Genomic DNA, 21036 nt, shown 5'->3' on the forward strand with positions numbered 1-21036 from the left:
CGATAAAAAACTGAGGAATCTTCTAAATTTAACCTTCTCGTAATCTCAAAAGAATGGTACGATATGGCTAGAATTTAGGAGAAAAGAGAGTGACCATGTTACGAAAAATAATCGGATGGATTTTGCTCCTTTGCATAATCCCATTGTTTGCATTTACAGTTATCGCTTCCGGAAAAGAAGTCAAACAAATGAAGTCCCTGGATCAGGTGCTTGATAAAAATATTAATCTGAAAGATATCAGCCTTGTTCAGAACAGCTACATGTATGACAGGGACGGCTCCCTTGTCTCGGAAATCGTCAGCGACCACGAAAACCGCGTGCTCGTTCCATTTGACAAGATTCCCGAGGAAGTCAAACAGATTTTCTTAACATCTGAGGACAAACATTTTTACGAGCATAAAGGCTTTGACTTTATGGGAATGGTGCGGGCAACCGCTTCTAACGTAAAAGACAAGAAAATTGACCAGGGCGCCAGCACTATCACACAGCAGCTTTCAAGAAACTTGTATTTGAGCCACGAACGCTCCTTCAGCCGTAAGCTGACAGAGCTCGCGTATTCCTATCAGCTTGAGAAAAAGTATACGAAAAATGAAATTCTTGAAGCTTACTTAAATACTATTTATTTCAACAATGGTGTTTACGGCGTCGGTTCAGCGGCTCAATTCTATTTCAGCAAACCGTTGAAATCTCTCACAGTGGGAGAAATGGCTTTTATCTGTGCTATACCTAATAACCCTACATTATATGATCCTCTCAAGCATTTTGACTACACGAAAAGCCGTCAAGAACGTTTGCTTAAAGGGCTAAAAGATGCCGGGGTCATTACAGACAAAGAGCTGAAAAAAGCCGTCAAACAAAAAATCAAACTGGATGTTGAAAAAAGAGAAGACAAATATCCTGACTACGTTTCCTACGTTAACGATGAATTCACTCAGCTGGTGTCTGAATCAGAAGGCTTTGATAAACGCCTTCAGAAAGCGTCAGGAAAACAAAAAGAAAAAATCGAGAATGAGCTGTCCGCAAGAGTCAGCACTCTGATGAAAGACGGCGTGAAAATTTATACTGCACTTAATCCGTACATGCAAAATCAAGTTGTGGCACAAATGAATTCTAAGCTCCCGTATGCGGGCGTGCAGGGCGGAGCGGCTGTGATTAATCACCAGACGCATCAAATCATTGCTCTGTCCGGCGGGAAAAACTATCAAAAATATGATTTTAACCGTGCCTACCAGGCATACAGACAGCCGGGTTCATCCATTAAGCCGCTTCTTGATTACGGACCTTATATTGAACAGACCGGAGCGACAGCAAGCAGCACCATTGATGCCAGCAAGTTTTGCAGCAAAGATTACTGTCCGCAAAACTACAATAACCGCACGTACGGCACAGTGACGCTTGATACGGCGTTTAAAAATTCTTATAATACACCGGCCATTAGAATGCTCGACCGCGTCGGCATCCAAAAGGCATTCAGTTATATTGAGCCGTATCATTTTGCCAAACTTGTCAACAGCGACTATCTTCTTCCGGCGGCGCTTGGCGGATTTACAAACGGCATGACGCCTCTTGAGATGACAAAGGCTTATACGACATTTGGCAACAGCGGAAGCTATACGCCGAGCCATGCGATTACAAAGGTGACAGACCTTAAAGGAAAAACGCTTTATAAATGGAATGATAAAGCGACTCAAATATTCAGCGTACGCACGAACATGCAGCTGAAAAAACTGATGTCTTCCGTTGTGAAAAGCGGAACAGGGAAAAAAGCATATTTCAATGCGCCTTACATCGGCGGTAAAACCGGTACATCAAATGATTATCACGATATGTGGTTTGTCGGCCTGACAGATACGTATACAATGGGGGTTTGGGTCGGAAAGGATACACCGACCAGCGTTGAATATCTTCACAGCATCAGCCCTCAGCTTTCCATCTGGAAAGGAACGCTGCAAGCTGCTTATTAAAGGATCGGAGGGGATCTCGGGTGACTTCAGAACAAATTCCAAATCGCGTTTTGCTGTTTGACGGCGTCTGCAATTTATGCAATGGCGCCGTGCAATTTATCATCAAACGCGATCCGGACGGATTGATTTCTTTCACATCGCTGCAGTCGGAAACAGGACAAAGCCTGCTGAAAAAAAGCGGGCTTCCGACTGATCGGTTTGACAGCTTTGTCTTTATTGAAGATGGCCAAGTGTACACAAAGTCAACTGCAGCCATTAAGGTTTTCAGGCATCTGCGGGGCCCATGGCGGCTCTTCGTCCTGTTTTTCGCCGTGCCGAAGCCTGTCAGAGATATGGTCTATTCTTTCATTGCCAAAAACCGCTATAAGTGGTTTGGCAAAAAAAATGAATGTATGCTCCCCTCCCCTTCTATTAAAAAAAGATTTTTACCATAAAAAAGTGGCTAGGAAGCTAGCCATCACAGAGTGTCGACAAAATCCTAAAACGGCTTCGTTTTAGGATTTTGTCATCTTATCAGCGTGAGCGGAGCAGATTTTCACAGGATGTGATGATTGCGGATTCCAGACGCCGTTTCATTGCGTATAGAGAGTACCGAAGCTCAGGTCTGAACGCGAATGCAAGAGTTTGCCGATACGCAAAAATGGCTAGCTTACACAGGTAAGCTAGCCATTATGCTATTATAAAGCTTGATAAATATGAACAGAATACCGATAACAAAGGTAAACCAAAACAGCAGTTCCAATAGAATGAATCCAACTAATGACATGAGAGAAAGCGTCGAATAAATCCGGTATACGGTAAACACAAAGTAAGCGAGCGTGACGACCGCAAACCAGATCACAATCCAAATGACATTTTGCAAGAGCACAAAGGATAAAATCCCGCCGCCCAAATAAATCATGGAACCCATTCTGAGTTTTTTCAGGTTGTTCCCTTCCGGATCATTAGCAAAAAACAGCAATGACAGCTCAGTCACGGTATTTGCTATCAATTTCAGAGCGGACAGAACCATAAAATATAAAAGTGCAAAGGCAGCAAATAACGCAAGCCTGATCCCTTTCTCTGAAAAATAATCGAGCATTCCATCGTACATTCCAAATGAAGACAGCATCTTCAACGCATAAAGTGAAGTTGAGATGGATAAGGACGAACTAAAAAGCAGGATCGCAATCAGCGGAAAATATCCTGTCAAATAAGTATTTTTCATATAAAAAAGTCCCTTTCTATAATCTACCTCATTTATTATGGAGGACTTAAAACACATTGACAAGATAAATTATTCCATTTTTTCTCCTTTTTACGAATTACGGTCCCAAATCTTCACAAAGCAGCATTTTGAGAGTAAAGTAGTACGCAGGAATCATAAAACGTAAGGAAGTTTTATATGAAAAAAACATTAAAACTGCAAACCAGACTCACCATATTTGTTTGTATCGTTGTATTAATCGCATTGCTCATTACATTTTTCACAGTCGGTGCCCAAACGACCAAACGGATTAGAGACCAGGAAAAGGCCACTGCGCTGCAGACTGCTGAAATGGTAGCAGAAGCGCCGATGACAGCCGCTGCTTTAGAAAGCGGAAAAAAACAAAAGGAACTGCAGAGCTACACAAAGCGGGTTCAGAAAATCACCGGCACGGAATTTGTTGTCGTCATGGATATGAACGGTATTCGCAAAACCCATCCTGACCCGAGCAAAATCGGAAAAAAATTCAGGGGCGGTGATGAATCCGAGGTTTTAAATGGGCATGTCCATATCAGCACAGCCTCTGGTACGCTCGGGAAATCGCAGAGAGCGTTCGTCCCTGTCTACGCGGAGAATGGAAAACAGGTCGGTGCAGTCGCGGTCGGCATCACCGTAAATGAAATTGATGAAGTGATCAGCCATAGCTTACGGCCGCTTTACTTCATTATCTGCGTCAGCATCTTCGTCGGTGTAATCGGAGCTGTTATCGTCGCCCGTACGGTAAAAAATATCATGTACGGACTTGAACCTTATGAAATTGCGACTCTCCTTGAAGAACGGAGCGCGATGCTGGAATCGACGAAGGAAGGAATACTCGCTGTCGATGAGCACGGCAAAATCAAACTTGCCAACGCGGAAGCAAAGCGCCTATTCGTCAAAATGGGCATCAACACAAATCCCATTGATCAGGATGTAGATGACATATTGCCGAAAAGCCGCTTGAAAAAGGTTATTGAGACAAAAAAACCTCTTCAAGACAGAGACGTCCGCATTAACGGTTTGGAGCTTGTGTTTAATGAAGTTCCAATCCAGCTGAAAGGACAAACTGTCGGAGCGATTGCAACATTCCGAGACAAGACCGAGGTAAAACATTTAGCTGAACAGCTATCAGGTGTTAAAATGTATGCAAACGCACTGAGAGCGCAGTCTCATGAATTTATGAACAAACTGCATGTGATATTAGGGCTCGTTCAGCTGAAAGAGTATGACGATCTTGGAGATTATATTAAAGATATTGCCATTCAGCAAAAATCAGAAACAAGTGAAATTATAAATGATGTCAAAAGCTCCGTACTGGCCGGTTTTCTGCTCGGAAAGCAAAGCTTCATACGTGAGCAGGGCGCAAATCTTGATATTGAATGCAACGGTGTCATCCCGAACGCGGCAGACCCATCTGTCATCCATGAACTCATTACAATTATCGGAAATCTCATCAACAATGGCCTTGACGCCGTTGCCGATATGCCGAAAAAACAAATCACCATGTCCATGCGCTTTCATAACAGCATACTGGACATTGAAATTACCGATACTGGAGCAGGCATGTCAGAAGAAGACCAAGCCAAAGTATTTGAACAAGGCTATTCAACAAAGGGCAAAAACCGGGGATTCGGCCTTTATTTCACACAGCAAAGCATCGAAAATTTAAAGGGCCAAATGATCCTCACAAGCGAAAAGAATGAAGGAACGACATTCAGTATTCGCATCCCGTACGAACCGAAGGAGGAAAATCATGATTAATGTACTAATAGTTGAAGATGACCCCATGGTGGGTGAATTAAATAAACGATACTTAAGCCAAATAGATGGCTTTCAGCTGAAAGGCATCGCTTCTTCCTTTCAAAGCGCGTTGCATATCTTAGGCGAGCATCATATCGACCTCATTTTGCTTGATATTTATATGCCGGGGAAAAACGGGCTGGAACTGCTGACGGAATTGAGAGCCCAAAATGAAGCGGTTGATGTGATTGTCATCTCAGCGGCCAGCGAGCTTGACGTGATCAAAAAAACACTTCGTTACGGAGCTGTCGATTATTTAATCAAACCGTTTGAATTTGAACGTTTCCAAACGGCTCTGTCTGATTACAGACGAAAACAAAAGGTGTATTCAACCCATCGCAACATGAGTCAAAAAGAACTCGACGCCGAGCTTTTTCAAAAGAAAGAAGCAACAGAAAAAGTACAGCTTCCTAAAGGCCTGACAAAAAGCACGCTAAAGCTGATCTGGTCCAGTATCCAGTCATTTGAAAATGAATCTTTTACGACAGAAGACTTAGCAAAGCACACAGAAATCTCTCAAGTATCCATACGAAAATACTTAAAATTTCTTGAAGATATACAGGTCCTGAATGTAGAAATGGCGTACGGAACGATTGGAAGACCAGTGTTTCAGTACAACGTAAACAACAGTAACCTTAACGGAATAAAACAATATCTATAAAAAAACGCACTGCTTGCTCCGAGCAGTGCGTTTTTTTGTCATATCTCTTGGCAAGACGCTTGATTGTATTGTTGGTAAGTTATACAAGAATAATAAAGGTTTTTCTATTTTCGAGCAAATAATTCTAAAAATAGATACTTTTAAAAAAATTGTGCAAATTTCTATTTATTTCTTATAAGTTAAATGATAAATTATGATTGGTTAGTTGATCCCGAAAAACTAAGTCATAAGTCTTACTTCAAAAAAAGATGTCACGGTTTTCCGCCCGGAACGCCTTCCGCATCCTTCTCTTCCCCGCCTTTCGAAGGAAATACTCACACCACGCCTATTCAGGGAAGAATAGAACTGTCTCAGCGCATTCCATTTGTTATTATCAGAAAATTTTATCGATTCTAAGAAATTGTTCAGGACAGCCCATCACATGACTGGCCGGATCAGCTTTGAACCAAATTTTTCTGGGGGGTTATATCTTGAATAAACGAAAAATCGGATTGGCGATGTCCCTTGTGGTCGCAGCAGGCACTATATTAGGAGCGTGCGGAAACAGCGAAAAAAGCAGCGGCTCCGGCGAAGGCAAAAACAAATTCAGTGTAGCGATGGTTACTGACGTAGGCGGAGTGGATGACAAATCATTCAACCAATCAGCCTGGGAAGGCATCCAAGCCTTCGGGAAAGAAAACGGTCTGAAAAAAGGGAAAAACGGTTATGACTACCTTCAATCCAAATCTGATGCAGACTATACAACGAACTTAAATAAATTGGCACGTGAGAATTTTGACTTGATTTACGGCGTCGGCTACTTAATGGAGGATTCAATCAGTGAAATTGCTGATCAGCGCAAAAATACAAACTTTGCGATTATAGATGCTGTTGTCGATAAAGACAACGTCGCAAGTATTACGTTTAAAGAACAGGAAGGCTCATTTCTCGTCGGAGTGGCCGCAGCCCTATCAAGCAAATCAGGAAAAATCGGCTTTGTAGGCGGCATGGAATCAGAGTTAATCAAAAAATTCGAGGTCGGCTTCCGTGCCGGTGTGAAGGCTGTAAGCCCTAAAGCCATTGTGGAAGTGAAATATGCAGGGGGTTTCGATAAAGCCGATGTCGGCAAAGCAACCGCCGAAAGCATGTATAAATCAGGTGTAGATGTTATTTATCACTCAGCAGGAGCCACTGGCACAGGTGTCTTTACTGAAGCGAAAAACCTGAAAAAAGAAGATCCAAAACGCAATGTCTGGGTCATCGGTGTTGATAAAGACCAATACGCAGAAGGCCAGGTAGAAGGAACTGATAATAATGTCACCCTCACTTCCATGGTTAAAAAAGTAGACACAGCGGTTGAAGATTTAACGAAAAAAGCGAGTGACGGAAAGTTCCCGGGTGGCGAAACACTTACCTACGGGCTTGATCAAGACGGAGTCGGCATTTCTCCATCTAAGCAAAATCTATCGGATGATGTGATCAAACAGGTCGATAAATGGAAGAAAAAAATCATCGACGGGTTGGAAGTCCCGACAACTGAGAAAGAGCTGAAAACCTTCAAAGCTGAATAAGAATCGCAGGGATAAGGAGGTCGAGCCCTTATCCCTTGTTTTTCTTTTATTTTGAATAAAGGAGCGGTCAATCAATGGAATATGTCATTGAAATGCTCAATATCCGCAAAGAGTTTCCTGGTATCGTCGCCAATGACAATATCAATCTTCAAGTCAAAAAAGGTGAAATACATGCGTTGCTCGGTGAAAACGGAGCGGGGAAATCAACGTTGATGAATGTCCTTTTCGGGCTATATCAGCCGGAGCGAGGTGACATTCGGGTGCGCGGCGAGAAGGTGCACATCAACAGCCCGAACAAAGCGAATGACCTTGGTATTGGAATGGTGCACCAGCACTTTATGCTTGTTGACACCTTTACAGTTGCTGAAAATATTATTCTCGGGAAAGAGCCAAAAAAGTTTGGCAGAATTGACCGGAAGCGTGCAGTCCAAGAGGTACAGGACATTTCCGATCGATACGGCCTGCAGATCCACCCTGAAGCAAAAGTAGCTGACATATCAGTCGGTATGCAGCAGCGCGCAGAAATATTAAAAACCCTCTACCGCGGTGCCGACATTCTCATTTTTGATGAACCGACGGCTGTTTTGACGCCACATGAAATCAAGGAACTGATGCAAATTATGAAGAACCTGGTCAATGAAGGGAAGTCTATCATCTTAATCACCCATAAGCTGAAAGAGATTATGGAGATTTGTGACCGCGTTACGATTATCCGCAAAGGAAAAGGCATCAAAACCCTTGATGTCCGTGATACAAACCAAGACGAACTCGCCAGTCTAATGGTTGGCCGCGAGATATCGTTCAAAACCGAAAAGAAAGCTGCTCAGCCGGGAGTGGAAGTGCTTGCGATTGACGGCATCACTGTAAAGGATACCCGCGGATTTGAGACGGTCAGGAATTTGTCGCTTTCAGTCAAAGCTGGAGAAATACTCGGCATAGCCGGCGTCGACGGAAACGGGCAATCGGAGCTGATTGAAGCGATAACAGGACTCCGCAAAACAGATTCAGGAACCATCACCTTAAACGGAAAACAGATCCAAAACCTGACGCCAAGAAAAATCACTGAATCCGGAATCGGACATATTCCTCAGGATCGCCATAAGCACGGTCTCGTCCTTGATTTTCCAATCGGAGAGAATATCGTGCTGCAAAGCTATTACAAAAAGCCGTATTCAGCATTGGGCGTTTTACATAAAGGCGAAATGTACAAAAAAGCGCGCAGCCTGATCAGCGAGTACGACGTCAGAACGCCGGATGAATACACACACGCGCGGGCATTGTCAGGCGGAAACCAGCAGAAAGCGATTATCGGGCGGGAAGTAGACCGAAATCCTGATTTATTAATCGCCGCCCAGCCGACTCGAGGCCTTGATGTCGGAGCCATTGAATTTGTCCATAAAAAGCTCATTGAACAGCGTGATGCCGGGAAAGCCGTTCTTCTCCTCTCGTTTGAGCTTGAAGAAATTATGAATCTCAGTGACAGAATCGCCGTTATTTTTGAAGGACGCATTATCGCCAGTGTCAATCCGCAGGACACCACCGAACAGGAGCTAGGTCTCTTGATGGCAGGAAGCACGCAAAAGGAAGCGGGGAAAGCAAATGGTTAAACGACTCTCTCATTTACTCGTGCCGCTCATCGCAATCATTCTCGGTCTTGCGGCCGGAGCGCTGATTATGCTTGCGAGCGGCTACAGTGTGATCAGCGGATATTCAGCTTTGTGGAATGGGATATTCGGAGAAATCTATTATGTCGGTGAAACCATCCGGCAAATTACGCCTTATATCTTATCCGGATTGGCTGTGGCTTTTGCATTCAGAACCGGACTCTTTAATATCGGTGTGGAGGGCCAGCTGCTCGTCGGCTGGACAGCAGCTGTTTGGGTCGGTACGGCGTTTGACGGACCAGCATATATCCACTTGCCGCTCGCACTGCTTACAGCGGCAGCTGCAGGAGGATTATGGGGTTTTATTCCCGGCGTTTTGAAAGCGCGCTTCTATGTTCATGAAGTCATTGTCACCATTATGATGAATTATATCGCACTGCATATGACCAATTACATCATTTCAAACGTCTTGACAGATCATCAAGATAAGACGGGAAAAATTCAAGAATCCGCCTCCCTCCGCTCTCCGATTCTTGAACAGATCACCGATTACTCACGGCTGCATTTGGGAATCATCGTTGCCCTTCTCGCAGCAGTTATCATGTGGTTTATCATCAACAAAACAACAAAGGGATTTGAGCTCCGGGCTGTCGGGTTTAACCAGCACGCTTCCCAGTATGCCGGCATGAGCGTGCGAAAGAATATCATGACCTCCATGCTTATCTCCGGTGCTTTTGCAGGACTTGCCGGAGCTATGGAAGGCCTGGGAACATTCGAATACGCAGCAGTGAAAGGCGCATTTACCGGCGTAGGCTTTGATGGTATCGCGGTCGCTCTTCTCGGGGGAAACACAGCCATCGGCGTTGTACTGGCGGCATGCCTGCTTGGCGGGCTGAAAATCGGCGCGTTAAATATGCCGATTGAATCAGGCGTCCCATCAGAGGTTGTCGACATTGTGATTGCCATTATTATTCTGTTTGTGGCTTCAAGCTATGCGATTCGTTTTGTCATGGGCAAATTGAAGAAAAAGGGGGCGAATTAAGTGGACTTTGTGCAGATTTTATCTATCATTGTCCCAGCCACACTCGTTTATGCGGCCCCGCTTATTTTAACTGCTCTCGGCGGCGTGTTTTCCGAGAGATCAGGTGTTGTGAATATCGGTCTAGAAGGCCTCATGATTATCGGGGCGTTCACCAGCGTGTTATTTAATTTATTTTTAGGTCAGGAATTAGGTGCCTCCGCACCATGGCTTTCACTCCTCGCCGCCATGGCAGCAGGCGTACTGTTCTCACTGATTCACGCGGCAGCGGCGATTTCATTTCGCGCCGACCAGACAGTCAGCGGTGTCGCCATTAACATGCTGGCGCTTGGGGCAACTTTATTTATCGTCAAGCTGATCTACGGCAAAGCGCAGACAGACAAAATCCCAGAGCCTTTTTATAAGACAAAAATTCCTGGCTTGGGCGATATCCCTGTTTTGGGAAAGATCTTCTTTTCGGATGTTTATTATACGTCTATTCTTGCAATAGCACTTGCCTTTCTTTCTTGGTTTATCCTGTTTAAAACGCCGTTCGGCCTCCGTATCCGTTCTGTCGGAGAGCATCCGATGGCAGCCGATACGATGGGAATCAACGTATATAAAATGCGCTATATCGGCGTGATGATCAGCGGATTGTTTGGCGGTCTCGGCGGCGGCGTATATGCTTCCACGATTGCGCTTGATTTTACGCACTCTACCATCTCCGGACAAGGCTTTATCGCACTGGCAGCGCTTGTATTTGGAAAATGGCATCCGATTGGGGCGCTGGGGGCCGCCCTGTTTTTCGGATTCGCCCAAAGCTTAAGCATCATTGGATCGCTGCTCCCTCTCTTTAAAGACATACCAAATGTGTATATGCTGATGGCTCCTTATGTCTTAACGATTCTCGCTTTAACCGGCTTTATCGGGCGGGCAGATGCGCCAAAAGCTAATGGTGTGCCTTATATTAAAGGAAAAAGATAAAACATTCTCCCCTGGGAAGACGCTTCTCAGGGTTTTTTATAATTCAAAAGACCCCCTTAATTTAATTGTTTATTGGTTTTTTAACTTAAAAAAATATTAAGTGTTAGCGCTTTCTTGTAGACTGTAACAAACAATACATGGGGGTGTATGACATGGGAGCAATTCCAAAAACAGGGACAATTTCACCTGAGCAAAAAGACCCACAGGGGAAAAACCTGTTTCAAAAAATCTGGGCTTGGGAAATCGGTGTGATTCCTCTGCCATTATACACAGTATTAGCTGTTATTATTATTCTTGCAGCCTATTACAATGAGCTGCCGGTAAATATGCTTGGCGGGTTTGCCATCATCATGATTCTTGGTGTATTTCTTGGAGACATAGGCCAACGTATACCGATATTGAAGGATATTGGCGGCCCTGCTATCTTATCTTTATTTGTTCCTTCATTTTTAGTCTTTTACAATGTACTGAATTCAACATCTTTAGACGCTGTAACCAACTTGATGAAAACGTCTAATTTCCTTTATTTCTATATCGCTTGCCTTGTAGTGGGAAGTATCCTCGGTATGAATCGAATTGTTTTAATTCAGGGGTTTATCAGAATGTTCGTTCCACTGGTTGCAGGAACGATCGCGGCCGTTGCAGCAGGCATTCTTGTCGGATTTATTTTTGGCTACAGTGCTTATGATTCCTTTTTCTTTGTGGTTGTCCCGATTATTGCCGGGGGAATAGGTGAAGGAATTTTGCCGCTTTCAATCGCCTATTCACAAATACTGGGCTCATCCGCTGATGTGTTTGTGTCTCAGCTGGTCCCAGCCGCTATTATAGGAAACGTTTTTGCTATCATATGTGCAGCCTTAATGAAAAAGCTTGGTGATAAGCGTCCAGATCTTAATGGGAACGGACGCCTCGTAAAATCTAAAAAAGCAAATGAGATTTTTAATCAAAAAGAAGCCGAAGCAAAAATTGATTTCAAACTCATGGGAGCTGGAGTTCTGCTCGCGTGTACATTCTTTATTTTCGGCGGGTTATTGGAGAAATTCATCTTCATCCCAGGCGCGATCTTAATGATTATTTCAGCTGCGGCTGTCAAGTATGCGAATATTCTTCCGAAAAAAATGGAAGAAGGCGCTTACCAGCTTTATAAGTTTATTTCTTCAAGCTTTACATGGCCGCTCATGGTCGGTCTCGGCATCCTCTTTATTCCGTTGGATGACGTGGCGTCTGTGATTTCTATTCCGTTTGTCATCATTTGTATATCAGTTGTAATCGCGATGATTAGTTCTGGATATTTTGTGGGCAAGCTGATGAACATGTACCCGGTTGAATCCGCAATCGTTACCTGCTGCCACAGCGGTCTCGGCGGAACGGGTGATGTTGCCATTTTATCAGCATCAGGAAGAATGGGCCTTATGCCGTTTGCCCAAATTTCAACACGTCTCGGCGGTGCAGGCACAGTGATTTGCGCGACAGTTCTGCTTCGTTTTTTCACTTCATAAACAGAAAGAGTTCCGTTTTATACGGAACTCTTTTTTATCTATTTACAATCCGAATATACTCTCGCGGACCAAACGGCAGATCCTTTGATTCCGTCTCACTCATTCTGGCTGACAGGTGATGCTCCAGTAAATACAGCTCCCACTCATCACGAGCAGCCACACCGCTGCGCCCGTCATATTGATTCAACATGAATGCCCCTGTAAATACTGAGCAGAATAAACCTGAGCACATCACTATTTTTCTTTTCACATGACCAGCTCCTTACATTCAGCTTGATCAGGAATGATTTTAAATATACAAATAACCTCTTTTTTGTTAGACTTATTTTGAGGTCAAAAGAACTCATAAAAATCAATTTCAGCAGTTCGAAGCGTGGCAGCTTGCAGAAAAGTGCGATATAATTTGGACTAGGTCGTTTGACCGTATATTTCATACATAGCGCATTTTTCAATTGAGAACGAGAAAAAGGAGGTCTTACTTTGCAGCTCTTACATTTTGCTATTTTATCGCCTTTTTTATTTGCTTTTATCATTCCATTCTTGGCAAAATACGCAAAAAGAGTGCATACGGGCTGGTTTGTGTTAGTCCTGCCCGTCTTGCTGTTTATATACTTTCTCCCCATGATCAGGATGACACAATCTGGAGAAACACTTCGGTCGGTATTAGAGTGGATTCCTTCACTCGGCATTAATTTTACCGTTTATATAGACGGCCTCGGGTTATTATTCGCCTTGCTGATCACAGGCATCGGCTCTTTGGTCACTCTTTACAGTATTTTTTATTTATCGAAAGAAAAAGAACAGCTTGGGCCCTTTTATGTCTACTTATTGATGTTTATGGGCGCCATGCTCGGCGTTGTCCTTGTAGACAATGTCATGGTTCTCTACATGTTCTGGGAGCTTACAAGCCTTTCATCCTTTTTGCTGATCGGCTATTGGTATAAGCGAGAAAAGTCGCGCTACGGCGCTGCCAAATCACTTTTGATTACGGTCAGCGGCGGGCTGTGCATGCTTGGCGGATTTATTCTCCTTTATTTGATAACGGATTCCTTCAGTATTAGAGAGATGATTCATCAGGTTCAATTAATTGCCGGCCACGATTTGTTTATCCCGGCTATGATTCTCATTTTATTAGGTGCATTTACGAAATCCGCGCAATTCCCTTTTTACATCTGGCTCCCTGATGCGATGGAAGCTCCGACGCCTGTCAGCGCTTATCTCCATTCAGCCACTATGGTAAAAGCCGGCATTTATGTAATTGCGAGATTCAGTCCAATTTTCGCCTTTTCAGCCCAATGGTTTTGGATCGTATCCCTCGTCGGGCTCTTTACGATGGTTTGGGGCTCATTCCATGCCGTGAAACAAACTGATTTAAAATCGATTTTGGCATTTTCAACCGTCAGCCAGCTCGGTATGATCATCTCTATGCTCGGAGCCAGCGCTGCAGCCCTTCATTACGGCCATACAGAATATTATACAGTTGCCGCCATGGCTGCCATTTTCCATTTAATCAACCATGCTACCTTTAAAGGAAGCTTGTTTATGGCAGTCGGGATTATCGATCACGAAACAGGCACACGGGATATCCGAAAGCTAGGCGGCCTGATGGCGATTATGCCGATTACGTTTACCATTTCTTTAATCGGAACATTTTCAATGGCCGGACTTCCGCCGTTTAACGGATTCTTGAGTAAAGAAATGTTTTTCACAAGCATGCTTCGCGTAGCACATTTTGATCTGTTCAACGTGCAGACATGGGGCATTCTGTTCCCTGTTCTCGCCTGGATCGGAAGTGTATTTACGTTTATGTACAGCATGAAATTGCTGTTTAAAACATTCAGAGGAAATTACCAGCCTGAGCAGCTTGAAAAACCGGCTCACGAAGCGCCTGTCGGCATGCTCGTATCGCCGGTCATTCTTGTCGCTTTGGCTGTCAGTCTCTTCTTTTTCCCAAATATCTTGTCGTACAGCCTGATAGAGCCTGCGATGAACTCAATCTATCCGACACTGCTGGACGGACATGAGAAATTCCACGTTCACATTTCACAGTGGCATGGGGTTACAACGGAATTGCTCATGACTGCGGGTATTGTTGTGATCGGAACAATCGGTTATTTGTCGCTGAATAAGTGGAAGGGAATCTATAAGCTGTTTCCTTCAAAACTTACACTCAACCGGTTATACGATAAGCTTTTGACACTGATGGAGAAAGGCTCTTACCGGGTCACAAAACAATATATGACCGGGTTTTTAAGGGATTATTTGCTGTATATTTTCGCTGGTTTCATCATTCTGATGGGCGGAGCTTTTGTCATCAAAGGCGGATTTTCCTTTACAACAGAAGGCATGGCTAAAATCGGCGTATACGAAATCATTTTGACGCTTGTCATGATCAGCGCCACAGTGGCGACTGTTTTTGCCAGGTCAAGACTGACGGCGATCATTTCACTTGGTGTTGTCGGTTATGCGCTTGCATTGTTTTTTGTCATTTTCAGAGCGCCGGACTTGGCATTGACTCAGCTTGTCATTGAAACGATTTCTGTGGCACTGTTTCTGCTTTGCTTCTATCATTTGCCGAAACTGAGATTGAAAACAAAAACGAGAACGTTCCGGATGACGAATTTTATCATTTCTTTAGGAGTCGGGACGATCGTTACTCTGCTCGGCATCGCATCCTCAAGCCAGCGGACAAAAGACAGCATTGCATCCTTCTTTGTAAAACACAGCCACGATCTCGGCGGAGGGGACAATGTCGTCAATGTCATCCTCGTTGATTTCAGGGGATTTGATACAATGTTTGAAATTACGGTATTAACAATAGCCGCTCTCGGCATTTACAGCATGATTAAAACAAAAGTAAAAGAGGAGGGGAAAAGCGGTGAATGAACAAAAAACAAATGACTTAATTCTTCAGACTGCGACAAAACTTGTATCCTTTATCATTTTGCTTTTCTCTTTCTATTTATTTTTATCAGGGCATAACGCGCCCGGAGGAGGCTTTGTCGGCGGACTGATCACGTCCTCTTCCATCGTTCTATTGCTCCTGGCATATGATTTAAAAACCGTGCGTTCCCTTTTGCCGGTTAATTTCATTTATGTCGCGGGGGCCGGCCTTCTGCTCGCTGTATTAACAGGCGTTGGCTCCTTTGTCTTCGGGGCTCCTTTTTTAACCCACACATTCGGATACTTTCAGCTGCCGATCTTTGGGAAAACGGAGCTCGCCACGGCGACGATATTTGATTTAGGCGTTTATCTTGTTGTCGTAGGCATTACGATGACCATTATTCAAACGATTGGAGAGGAAGAATAATGGAAATCTTAATGGCTGTATTAGCCGGTATTATTTTTATGGCTGCTACGTATTTGCTGCTGTCTAAAAGCCTGCTTCGCGTCATTATCGGAACAGCACTGTTAAGCCATGGCGTTCATTTAATGCTTTTGACTATGGGAGGATTAAAGAAAGGCGCCGCTCCGATATTGAGCGAGCATGCCAAATCATTTGTCGATCCGCTTCCGCAAGCCCTGATTTTGACGGCAATTGTCATTTCATTTGGCGTTACATCATTCATTCTGGTCATGGCCTTTCGCGCTTATCAGGAATTGAAATCGGACGATATGGATCAAATGAGGGGAAATGATCAACATGAATAATTTTGTTATTTTGCCAATCCTGATCCCGCTTCTGTCGGCCATTCTGCTGATTTTCATGACGAAAAATCTTATGCTCATGCGGGTCTTCAGCACTGCGGCATCGGCTATCGGGATTGTGATCAGCGGCATACTCGTACAGACTGTCTTCACAAAAGGTATCCAAACACTTAGCTTAGGCGGCTGGAAAGCGCCGTACGGCATTGTGCTCGTCGCAGACCAATTCGCCAGCCTGCTCGTTCTCACAACAGCGGTCATCGGTTTATTGGTTGGGCTTTATTCCTTCCGTTCCGTCGGTGAAAAACGTGAACGTTCCTTTTATTACTCCGGCGTGCAGTTCTTGCTTGCCGGCGTCAGCGGAGCGTTTTTAACAGGCGATTTATTTAATATGTACGTATTTTTTGAGCTTCTGCTCATTGCTTCCTATATGCTGATTGTATTAGGCGGCACAAAAATTCAGCTGCGGGAATCCCTTAAATATATTGTGTTTAATATCGTATCGTCTGCCCTGTTCGTCATAGGTGTCGGGTTTTTATACGCGGTAACAGGCACGTTAAACATGGCGGATCTTAGCGTAAAAATCACTGAATCAGGACAAACCGGGCTGATCACTGTGATTGGTGTCCTGCTGCTTTTGGTATTTGGCATGAAGGGCGGAATCTTCCCCCTCTACTTTTGGCTTCCAGGCTCTTATTACGCGCCTCCGGCGGCAATCTCCGCATTGTTCGGCGCTTTGCTGACAAAAGTCGGATTATATGCGATTACGAGGGTTTTCACATTAATTTTTATTCGCGATACAGCCTTTACCCATCAGCTGATGATTTGGCTGGCGGCGCTGACTGTGATTTTCGGTGTAATCGGTTCACTCGCTTATTCAGATGTCATGAAAATTGTGATCTATAACATTATTACCGCTGTCGGCGTGATTTTGTTTGGTGTGGCAGTACACACCCCCGCATCCATTCAAGGCGCCATTTACTATCTGATTCACGATATGCTAATTAAGGGCGCTTTGTTTATGCTGGCGGGCACGCTGATCGCATTGACTGGAACTGCGAGCCTGCATAAAATGGGCGGACTGATTAAACGCTATCCTGTTCTTGGATGGATGTTTTTCATTTCCGCTATTTCTCTTGCTGGCATTCCGCCACTGAGCGGATTTGTCGGCAAATTTAAAATTGCGGAGGGCGGCTTCGCAGAAGGTGAATTTACGATATCCATGCTGATTCTGCTTTCGAGTCTGCTTGTCCTGTACTCTGTGCTGCGGATCTTTATACATGCGTTTTGGGGCGAAGAAAAAGAAACGCCAAAACCAAATCATCGAACAGCTAAAGGACTTCTTTATCCGGCAGCTATTTTTCTCTTGCTGTCTCTTCTCTTCGGATTGGGTACAGAATGGGTGTCGCCTTACGTTGATCAAGCGGCCGAGACGCTGCTGAATCCGGAAAAATATATTGAAGCTGTTCTGAAGGAGTAGATCGCATGGCATTTCAAATTTTATTAAATGTGTTTCTCGCTTTTTGCTGGATGTTCTTAAGCAACAGTCCAAGCGCCGCAGGATTCATTACAGGCTATATTCTGGGAATGCTCTCTCTCTTTTTCTTCCGGCGCTTTTTCACTCGCCAGTTTTATCTATGGAAAATGTTTTCTATCATCAAGCTCTGTTTCATTTTTATAAAGGAACTGTACCTTGCCAATGTCAGCGTGATGAAATCCGTTTTATCACCAAAAATGAATATCAGACCGGGCATTTTTGCTTTTAAAACTGAACTGACGAAAGATTGGGAAATCACCCTGCTTTCCCTGCTCATTACATTAACGCCGGGAACCTTGGTGATGGATATTTCTGATGACAGAACAATACTTTATATTCATGCAATGGATATCGAGGATGCGGAAAAAGCGATTTTTGATATTCGGGAGTCTTTTGAAAAAGCCATACAGGAGGTGAGCCGCTGATGTTTACGCTGATCCTGCAAATCGCGCTCGGCATTATGGCAGTGTCTACCTTTTTGTATGTCATTCGTGTCATTAAAGGGCCGACTGTGCCCGACCGGGTCGTGGCTCTGGATGCTATCGGCATCAATCTGATCGCGATCACGGCGCTTGTCTCCATTTTGCTGAAAACAAGTGCGTTTTTGGACATTATTTTGCTGCTGGGGATTTTATCATTTATCGGAACAATCGCATTTTCCAAGTTCCTGGAGAAAGGAGAGATTATCGAAAATGATCGAAACCGCTAAGGTCGTTGTGGCTGTATTCATATTGCTTGGCGCTCTTGTATGCCTCATTGCATCATTCGGAGTGCTTCGCCTTCCAGATGTGTTTACACGCTCTCATGCTGCTTCTAAAGGCTCAACATTGGGGGTCAATATGATTCTGCTCGGTGTCTTCTTTTATTTGTGGTTTGTGTCAGGGGAACTCTCCGCAAAAATCCTGCTTGGAATTCTCTTTATCTTTATTACGTCGCCTATCGGCGGACACTTGATCTGCCGTGCTGCGTATAACTCCGGCGTCAAGCTTGATGAGAGAAGTGTACAGGATGACTATAACGGAATCAGAAACTTTGTGATAAAACGAAAAAAGGATTCTTATTTATAAAAATAAGCAGCCGGACAGGCAGAGTTCCGGCTGTTTTTTTATTTCTTGATGACAGCCAGCGTGCATCTGGATATACAGATTAGCCTCTCTTGCTCGTCATATATGTGAATATGATAGACAATCGTCGTTCTGCCTATATGAACGGGCTCGGCTACCGCCTTTACCGTTCCTTCCTTAACAGATTTTAAATGGTTGGCGTTAATCTCCAAACCGACACAAGCTTGCGTTGTATGATCAATCAGGTTCTGTGCACCTGCGCTCGCCGCGGTTTCCGCCAGGGCCACTGAAGCGCCTCCATGCAAATATCCGAACGGCTGTACCGTCCGATGATCCACCGGCATGACCGCAACGCATCGTTCCGCAGTGTTTTCAACAATCTCAATACCAAGCGCTTCAAGCAATGTATGCTTCATATCCATCATCTACACCCCCAACATTTAAAGTACACCGTCTGATTTCGCAATCAAAACCGCTTCCGTCCGGGAACCGACATTCAGCTTATTGAAAATCGATGTCAGGCTGTATTCAATGGACCGCTTGCTTAAGTGAAGGGCATCTGCGATTTCTTGGTTTGTAAATCCTTTTTCAACTTCTTGCAGAATCAGGCATTCTCTAGGTGTGAGCACATCTTGTTCTTTTTGAGAGGAAGGAGCCGGCTTTGTTTTTGCTGAGTCATCAGCTGTTTAAAGTAAGCAAAATCGACTAAAATTTCTCCGTTGAGTACGTGGTATATGTATTGGGTGATCTTTTCTTTAGATTCCGTTTTGCTGATGGCACCGTGCAGACCCGCACGAATCGCTTCCTCAAAATAATCCTCGACCTCATAACCGGTATACACGATAATTTTACAATGAGGATTCTCTTGTAAAATCTGTTTAGAAAGCTCCATCCCATTGACCTCGCCGCCCAGATTCAGATCCATTAAAATGAGATCATATGACGAGAAATCATGCTGCTTGATAAACTGTTCACTCGGTTCAGGACTGAGACAATCAACAGACAAATTCGAATCCGTTTCCAAAATTGTCTTGGTGCCTTCCATGACAGCCGGATGGTCATCAATCACTAGTATCTTTTTCATGTTTTCCTCCCTTTTACTCACTCTTTTCCATTTTATAAAAAAGACTTGGCCTGTGCCAAGTCGTTTCCGTTATAAATCCATTACAATTCGATTTCAATATCAGCCTTAAAGCCCTTTCCTTCACTCGTTTCAATCCGAAGGCGCCCATCTAAAGCCCTGACTCTCTCCTTAATGCCAGAAAGCCCCATGCTCATGGAATGTTCAGTATTTTTTTCAAGGTCAAACCCTACGCCATCGTCCTCATAATGAAGAACAATTTTGTTTTGTATACTGATGAGCATAATCAGCACATCCGTCGCCTGAGAGTGCTTGACCGCATTAGACAGAAACTCTTGAATGATCCGGTATAAATTCAGCTGCGAATCCAGATCAAGGGAAGCCGTAAATCTGCCGGTATTTAAACGGATATGAAACGGAACCCGCTCCTGCTGCTGCGCCACCAGCTTCGACAGCGCCTTCACCAATCCAAGATCATACAGAAGCTGCGGCCTCAGCTCATGACACGTCTCCCTCGTCATCGAAATCACATCTGACATCTGCTCATTCATCTGTACAAGCTTGTCCTGCACTTCTTCACGGCACGGATTGTCATCCTTTTTAAAATCACCCAAAAACAGCTCACACTGGCGTTTTAAGGAAATCAAGTCCTGAAGAACCGAATCGTGGAGATCGCGGGCGAGTCCTGAACGCTGTTTTTCTTCGATTGCAAACATTAGCTTTTTCAGCCAGATGGGGTTGGTTCCCTCTTGTTTTAAGTCCTTCAAATGTTCCATGAGCTCCTCAATATGCAGGACATTTTCCATGGACACACTTGTATAAAAAGACAGTGTTTTCAACCATGATATCTCATCCCGTGTTAGCCGAGGAGTGTTAATATTGGATAAACAAAGCAGAACATAAGAACTTCCGCCTCGTTCACCAACTTTCATAAGAAAACCCTGATTGACTTCAATAATTTTCCCGATTTCTGAAGTTACGTTTTCAAATTCCTCTTGATAAAAATGCCAGTCCGGTCCAATTTCATGCTTATCTAAAAATATCACTTTTTGATCAGGAGTAACCTCAAAGGTATAAGCTTTGCTTACAAGCAAAACATCCAGTATAGTATTTTTCAGTTCTTTAAAAACTTGTTGAATTTTTCGGAGAAACGTTTTAACCGAAATTTAAAATCCATGACCTCTTTAAAATAAAAGACAGCGAACATGACAACGAAAAAAAATACAGTTTGACGCACAGGGTTCATCTGGATGTCCATTACATCAAACAGAACTAATGCACCAACTATTAGAAGAGTTGGTATCATGGCGAGTAGAGCATAGTATCTCATTCTTCCTAAGATAAACTCTATATCAAACATCTTATTGGCTACGAATTGGTATACTAACCCGAACGGAATTAGTA

Annotated in this window: 19 protein-coding genes and 2 pseudogenes; 16 read left to right on the plus strand and 5 right to left on the minus strand. The window is 44.0% G+C overall.

Features of this window, described 5'->3' with window-relative positions:
* Nucleotides 1-89: 89 nt before the first annotated feature.
* Entirely contained in the window at nucleotides 90-1964 is a 1875-nt protein-coding gene (locus C1T29_RS18395; protein WP_080478269.1) for a transglycosylase domain-containing protein, read from the plus strand.
* Nucleotides 1965-1984: 20 nt separating this feature from the next.
* Nucleotides 1985-2398, plus strand: coding sequence for a thiol-disulfide oxidoreductase DCC family protein (locus tag C1T29_RS18400; protein WP_003228839.1), 414 nt, complete (start codon nucleotides 1985-1987; stop codon nucleotides 2396-2398).
* A 215-nt stretch (nucleotides 2399-2613) separates the two neighbouring features.
* On the opposite strand, the gene C1T29_RS18405 is transcribed toward C1T29_RS18400, so the two are convergent.
* Nucleotides 2614-3171 carry a YufK family protein gene (locus tag C1T29_RS18405; protein ID WP_003228837.1) on the minus strand — a complete coding sequence of 186 codons (558 nt, stop codon included), beginning with the start codon at nucleotides 3169-3171 and terminating at the stop codon, nucleotides 2614-2616.
* Between the two features lie 177 nt (nucleotides 3172-3348).
* On the opposite strand from C1T29_RS18405, the gene maeL reads away from it, so the two are divergent.
* The 7 genes from maeL to maeN all read left to right on the plus strand — a co-directional run bounded on the left by maeL (nucleotide 3349) and on the right by maeN (nucleotide 12305).
* Complete coding sequence (gene maeL, locus C1T29_RS18410) at nucleotides 3349-4950, plus strand: two-component system sensor histidine kinase MaeL (protein ID WP_103750151.1); 1602 nt, start codon at nucleotides 3349-3351, stop codon at nucleotides 4948-4950.
* Nucleotides 4943-5650, plus strand: coding sequence for a two-component system response regulator MaeM (gene maeM / locus C1T29_RS18415; protein WP_014477821.1), 708 nt, complete (start codon nucleotides 4943-4945; stop codon nucleotides 5648-5650). Before maeL ends, maeM begins: the two co-directional genes overlap by 8 nt.
* A 470-nt stretch (nucleotides 5651-6120) precedes the next feature.
* Nucleotides 6121-7200, plus strand: coding sequence for a guanosine ABC transporter substrate-binding protein NupN (gene nupN / locus C1T29_RS18420; protein ID WP_103750152.1), 1080 nt, complete (start codon nucleotides 6121-6123; stop codon nucleotides 7198-7200).
* Nucleotides 7201-7274: 74 nt separating this feature from the next.
* A complete protein-coding gene (gene nupO, locus C1T29_RS18425) occupies nucleotides 7275-8807 on the plus strand; it encodes a guanosine ABC transporter ATP-binding protein NupO (RefSeq protein ID WP_103750153.1) in 1533 nt (510 codons plus the stop codon).
* A complete protein-coding gene (gene nupP / locus C1T29_RS18430; protein ID WP_095431801.1) occupies nucleotides 8800-9846 on the plus strand; it encodes a guanosine ABC transporter permease NupP in 1047 nt (348 codons plus the stop codon). The genes nupO and nupP overlap by 8 nt, the downstream gene beginning before the upstream one ends.
* Nucleotides 9847-10806 (plus strand): guanosine ABC transporter permease NupQ, encoded by a 960-nt coding sequence (nupQ, locus tag C1T29_RS18435; protein WP_069840238.1) that lies wholly within the window; start codon nucleotides 9847-9849, stop codon nucleotides 10804-10806. It abuts the gene before it with no gap.
* A gap of 152 nt (nucleotides 10807-10958) precedes the next feature.
* On the plus strand, nucleotides 10959-12305 hold the full coding sequence (maeN, locus tag C1T29_RS18440; protein ID WP_014665182.1) for a sodium/malate symporter MaeN: 1347 nt from the start codon (nucleotides 10959-10961) through the stop codon (nucleotides 12303-12305).
* 34 nt (nucleotides 12306-12339) lie between these two features.
* Here maeN and C1T29_RS18445 read toward each other — a convergent pair whose 3' ends face one another.
* Complete coding sequence (locus C1T29_RS18445) at nucleotides 12340-12555, minus strand: hypothetical protein (protein ID WP_040081973.1); 216 nt, start codon at nucleotides 12553-12555, stop codon at nucleotides 12340-12342.
* A gap of 230 nt (nucleotides 12556-12785) precedes the next feature.
* Between C1T29_RS18445 and C1T29_RS18450 the strand changes: the two genes are divergently transcribed.
* Genes C1T29_RS18450 through mnhG form a run of 7 tightly spaced genes read left to right on the plus strand, consistent with a single transcriptional unit; the run spans nucleotide 12786 to nucleotide 18554 of the window.
* On the plus strand, nucleotides 12786-15191 hold the full coding sequence (locus C1T29_RS18450; protein WP_095431802.1) for a Na+/H+ antiporter subunit A: 2406 nt from the start codon (nucleotides 12786-12788) through the stop codon (nucleotides 15189-15191).
* Complete coding sequence (locus tag C1T29_RS18455) at nucleotides 15184-15615, plus strand: Na(+)/H(+) antiporter subunit B (protein ID WP_014665185.1); 432 nt, start codon at nucleotides 15184-15186, stop codon at nucleotides 15613-15615. The genes C1T29_RS18450 and C1T29_RS18455 overlap by 8 nt, the downstream gene beginning before the upstream one ends.
* Nucleotides 15615-15956, plus strand: coding sequence for a Na(+)/H(+) antiporter subunit C (locus tag C1T29_RS18460; protein WP_003220730.1), 342 nt, complete (start codon nucleotides 15615-15617; stop codon nucleotides 15954-15956). Before C1T29_RS18455 ends, C1T29_RS18460 begins: the two co-directional genes overlap by 1 nt.
* On the plus strand, nucleotides 15949-17430 hold the full coding sequence (locus C1T29_RS18465; RefSeq protein WP_103750154.1) for a Na+/H+ antiporter subunit D: 1482 nt from the start codon (nucleotides 15949-15951) through the stop codon (nucleotides 17428-17430). The genes C1T29_RS18460 and C1T29_RS18465 overlap by 8 nt, the downstream gene beginning before the upstream one ends.
* Nucleotides 17431-17435: 5 nt before the next feature.
* Nucleotides 17436-17912 carry a Na+/H+ antiporter subunit E gene (locus C1T29_RS18470; RefSeq protein WP_014665187.1) on the plus strand — a complete coding sequence of 159 codons (477 nt, stop codon included), beginning with the start codon at nucleotides 17436-17438 and terminating at the stop codon, nucleotides 17910-17912.
* Nucleotides 17912-18196, plus strand: coding sequence for a Na(+)/H(+) antiporter subunit F1 (locus tag C1T29_RS18475; protein ID WP_003228814.1), 285 nt, complete (start codon nucleotides 17912-17914; stop codon nucleotides 18194-18196). Before C1T29_RS18470 ends, C1T29_RS18475 begins: the two co-directional genes overlap by 1 nt.
* Complete coding sequence (mnhG, locus tag C1T29_RS18480; protein ID WP_014665188.1) at nucleotides 18180-18554, plus strand: monovalent cation/H(+) antiporter subunit G; 375 nt, start codon at nucleotides 18180-18182, stop codon at nucleotides 18552-18554. Before C1T29_RS18475 ends, mnhG begins: the two co-directional genes overlap by 17 nt.
* A gap of 38 nt (nucleotides 18555-18592) precedes the next feature.
* Here mnhG and C1T29_RS18485 read toward each other — a convergent pair whose 3' ends face one another.
* The 3 genes and pseudogenes from C1T29_RS18485 to comP form a co-directional block, all read right to left on the minus strand.
* On the minus strand, nucleotides 18593-18973 hold the full coding sequence (locus tag C1T29_RS18485) for a hotdog fold thioesterase (RefSeq protein ID WP_069150216.1): 381 nt from the start codon (nucleotides 18971-18973) through the stop codon (nucleotides 18593-18595).
* A gap of 18 nt (nucleotides 18974-18991) precedes the next feature.
* Nucleotides 18992-19635 (minus strand): annotated as a pseudogene (comA, locus tag C1T29_RS18490) (two-component system response regulator ComA).
* Nucleotides 19636-19715: 80 nt separating this feature from the next.
* Nucleotides 19716-21036: pseudogene (comP, locus tag C1T29_RS18495) on the minus strand (two-component system sensor histidine kinase ComP); the annotation flags it as partial.

Source organism: Bacillus sp. MBGLi79 (assembly GCF_002953915.1).

Coding starts and splice junctions, on each gene's coding strand:
- C1T29_RS18485 (WP_069150216.1), bottom strand. CDS start 18,973: ATGGATATGAAGCATACATTGCTTGAAGCGCTTGGTATTGAGATTGTT.
- maeL (WP_103750151.1), top strand. CDS start 3,349: ATGAAAAAAACATTAAAACTGCAAACCAGACTCACCATATTTGTTTGT.
- maeN (WP_014665182.1), top strand. CDS start 10,959: ATGGGAGCAATTCCAAAAACAGGGACAATTTCACCTGAGCAAAAAGAC.
- mnhG (WP_014665188.1), top strand. CDS start 18,180: ATGATCGAAACCGCTAAGGTCGTTGTGGCTGTATTCATATTGCTTGGC.
- nupP (WP_095431801.1), top strand. CDS start 8,800: ATGGTTAAACGACTCTCTCATTTACTCGTGCCGCTCATCGCAATCATT.
- C1T29_RS18465 (WP_103750154.1), top strand. CDS start 15,949: ATGAATAATTTTGTTATTTTGCCAATCCTGATCCCGCTTCTGTCGGCC.
- maeM (WP_014477821.1), top strand. CDS start 4,943: ATGATTAATGTACTAATAGTTGAAGATGACCCCATGGTGGGTGAATTA.
- nupO (WP_103750153.1), top strand. CDS start 7,275: ATGGAATATGTCATTGAAATGCTCAATATCCGCAAAGAGTTTCCTGGT.
- C1T29_RS18405 (WP_003228837.1), bottom strand. CDS start 3,171: ATGAAAAATACTTATTTGACAGGATATTTTCCGCTGATTGCGATCCTG.
- C1T29_RS18470 (WP_014665187.1), top strand. CDS start 17,436: ATGGCATTTCAAATTTTATTAAATGTGTTTCTCGCTTTTTGCTGGATG.
- C1T29_RS18475 (WP_003228814.1), top strand. CDS start 17,912: ATGTTTACGCTGATCCTGCAAATCGCGCTCGGCATTATGGCAGTGTCT.
- C1T29_RS18460 (WP_003220730.1), top strand. CDS start 15,615: ATGGAAATCTTAATGGCTGTATTAGCCGGTATTATTTTTATGGCTGCT.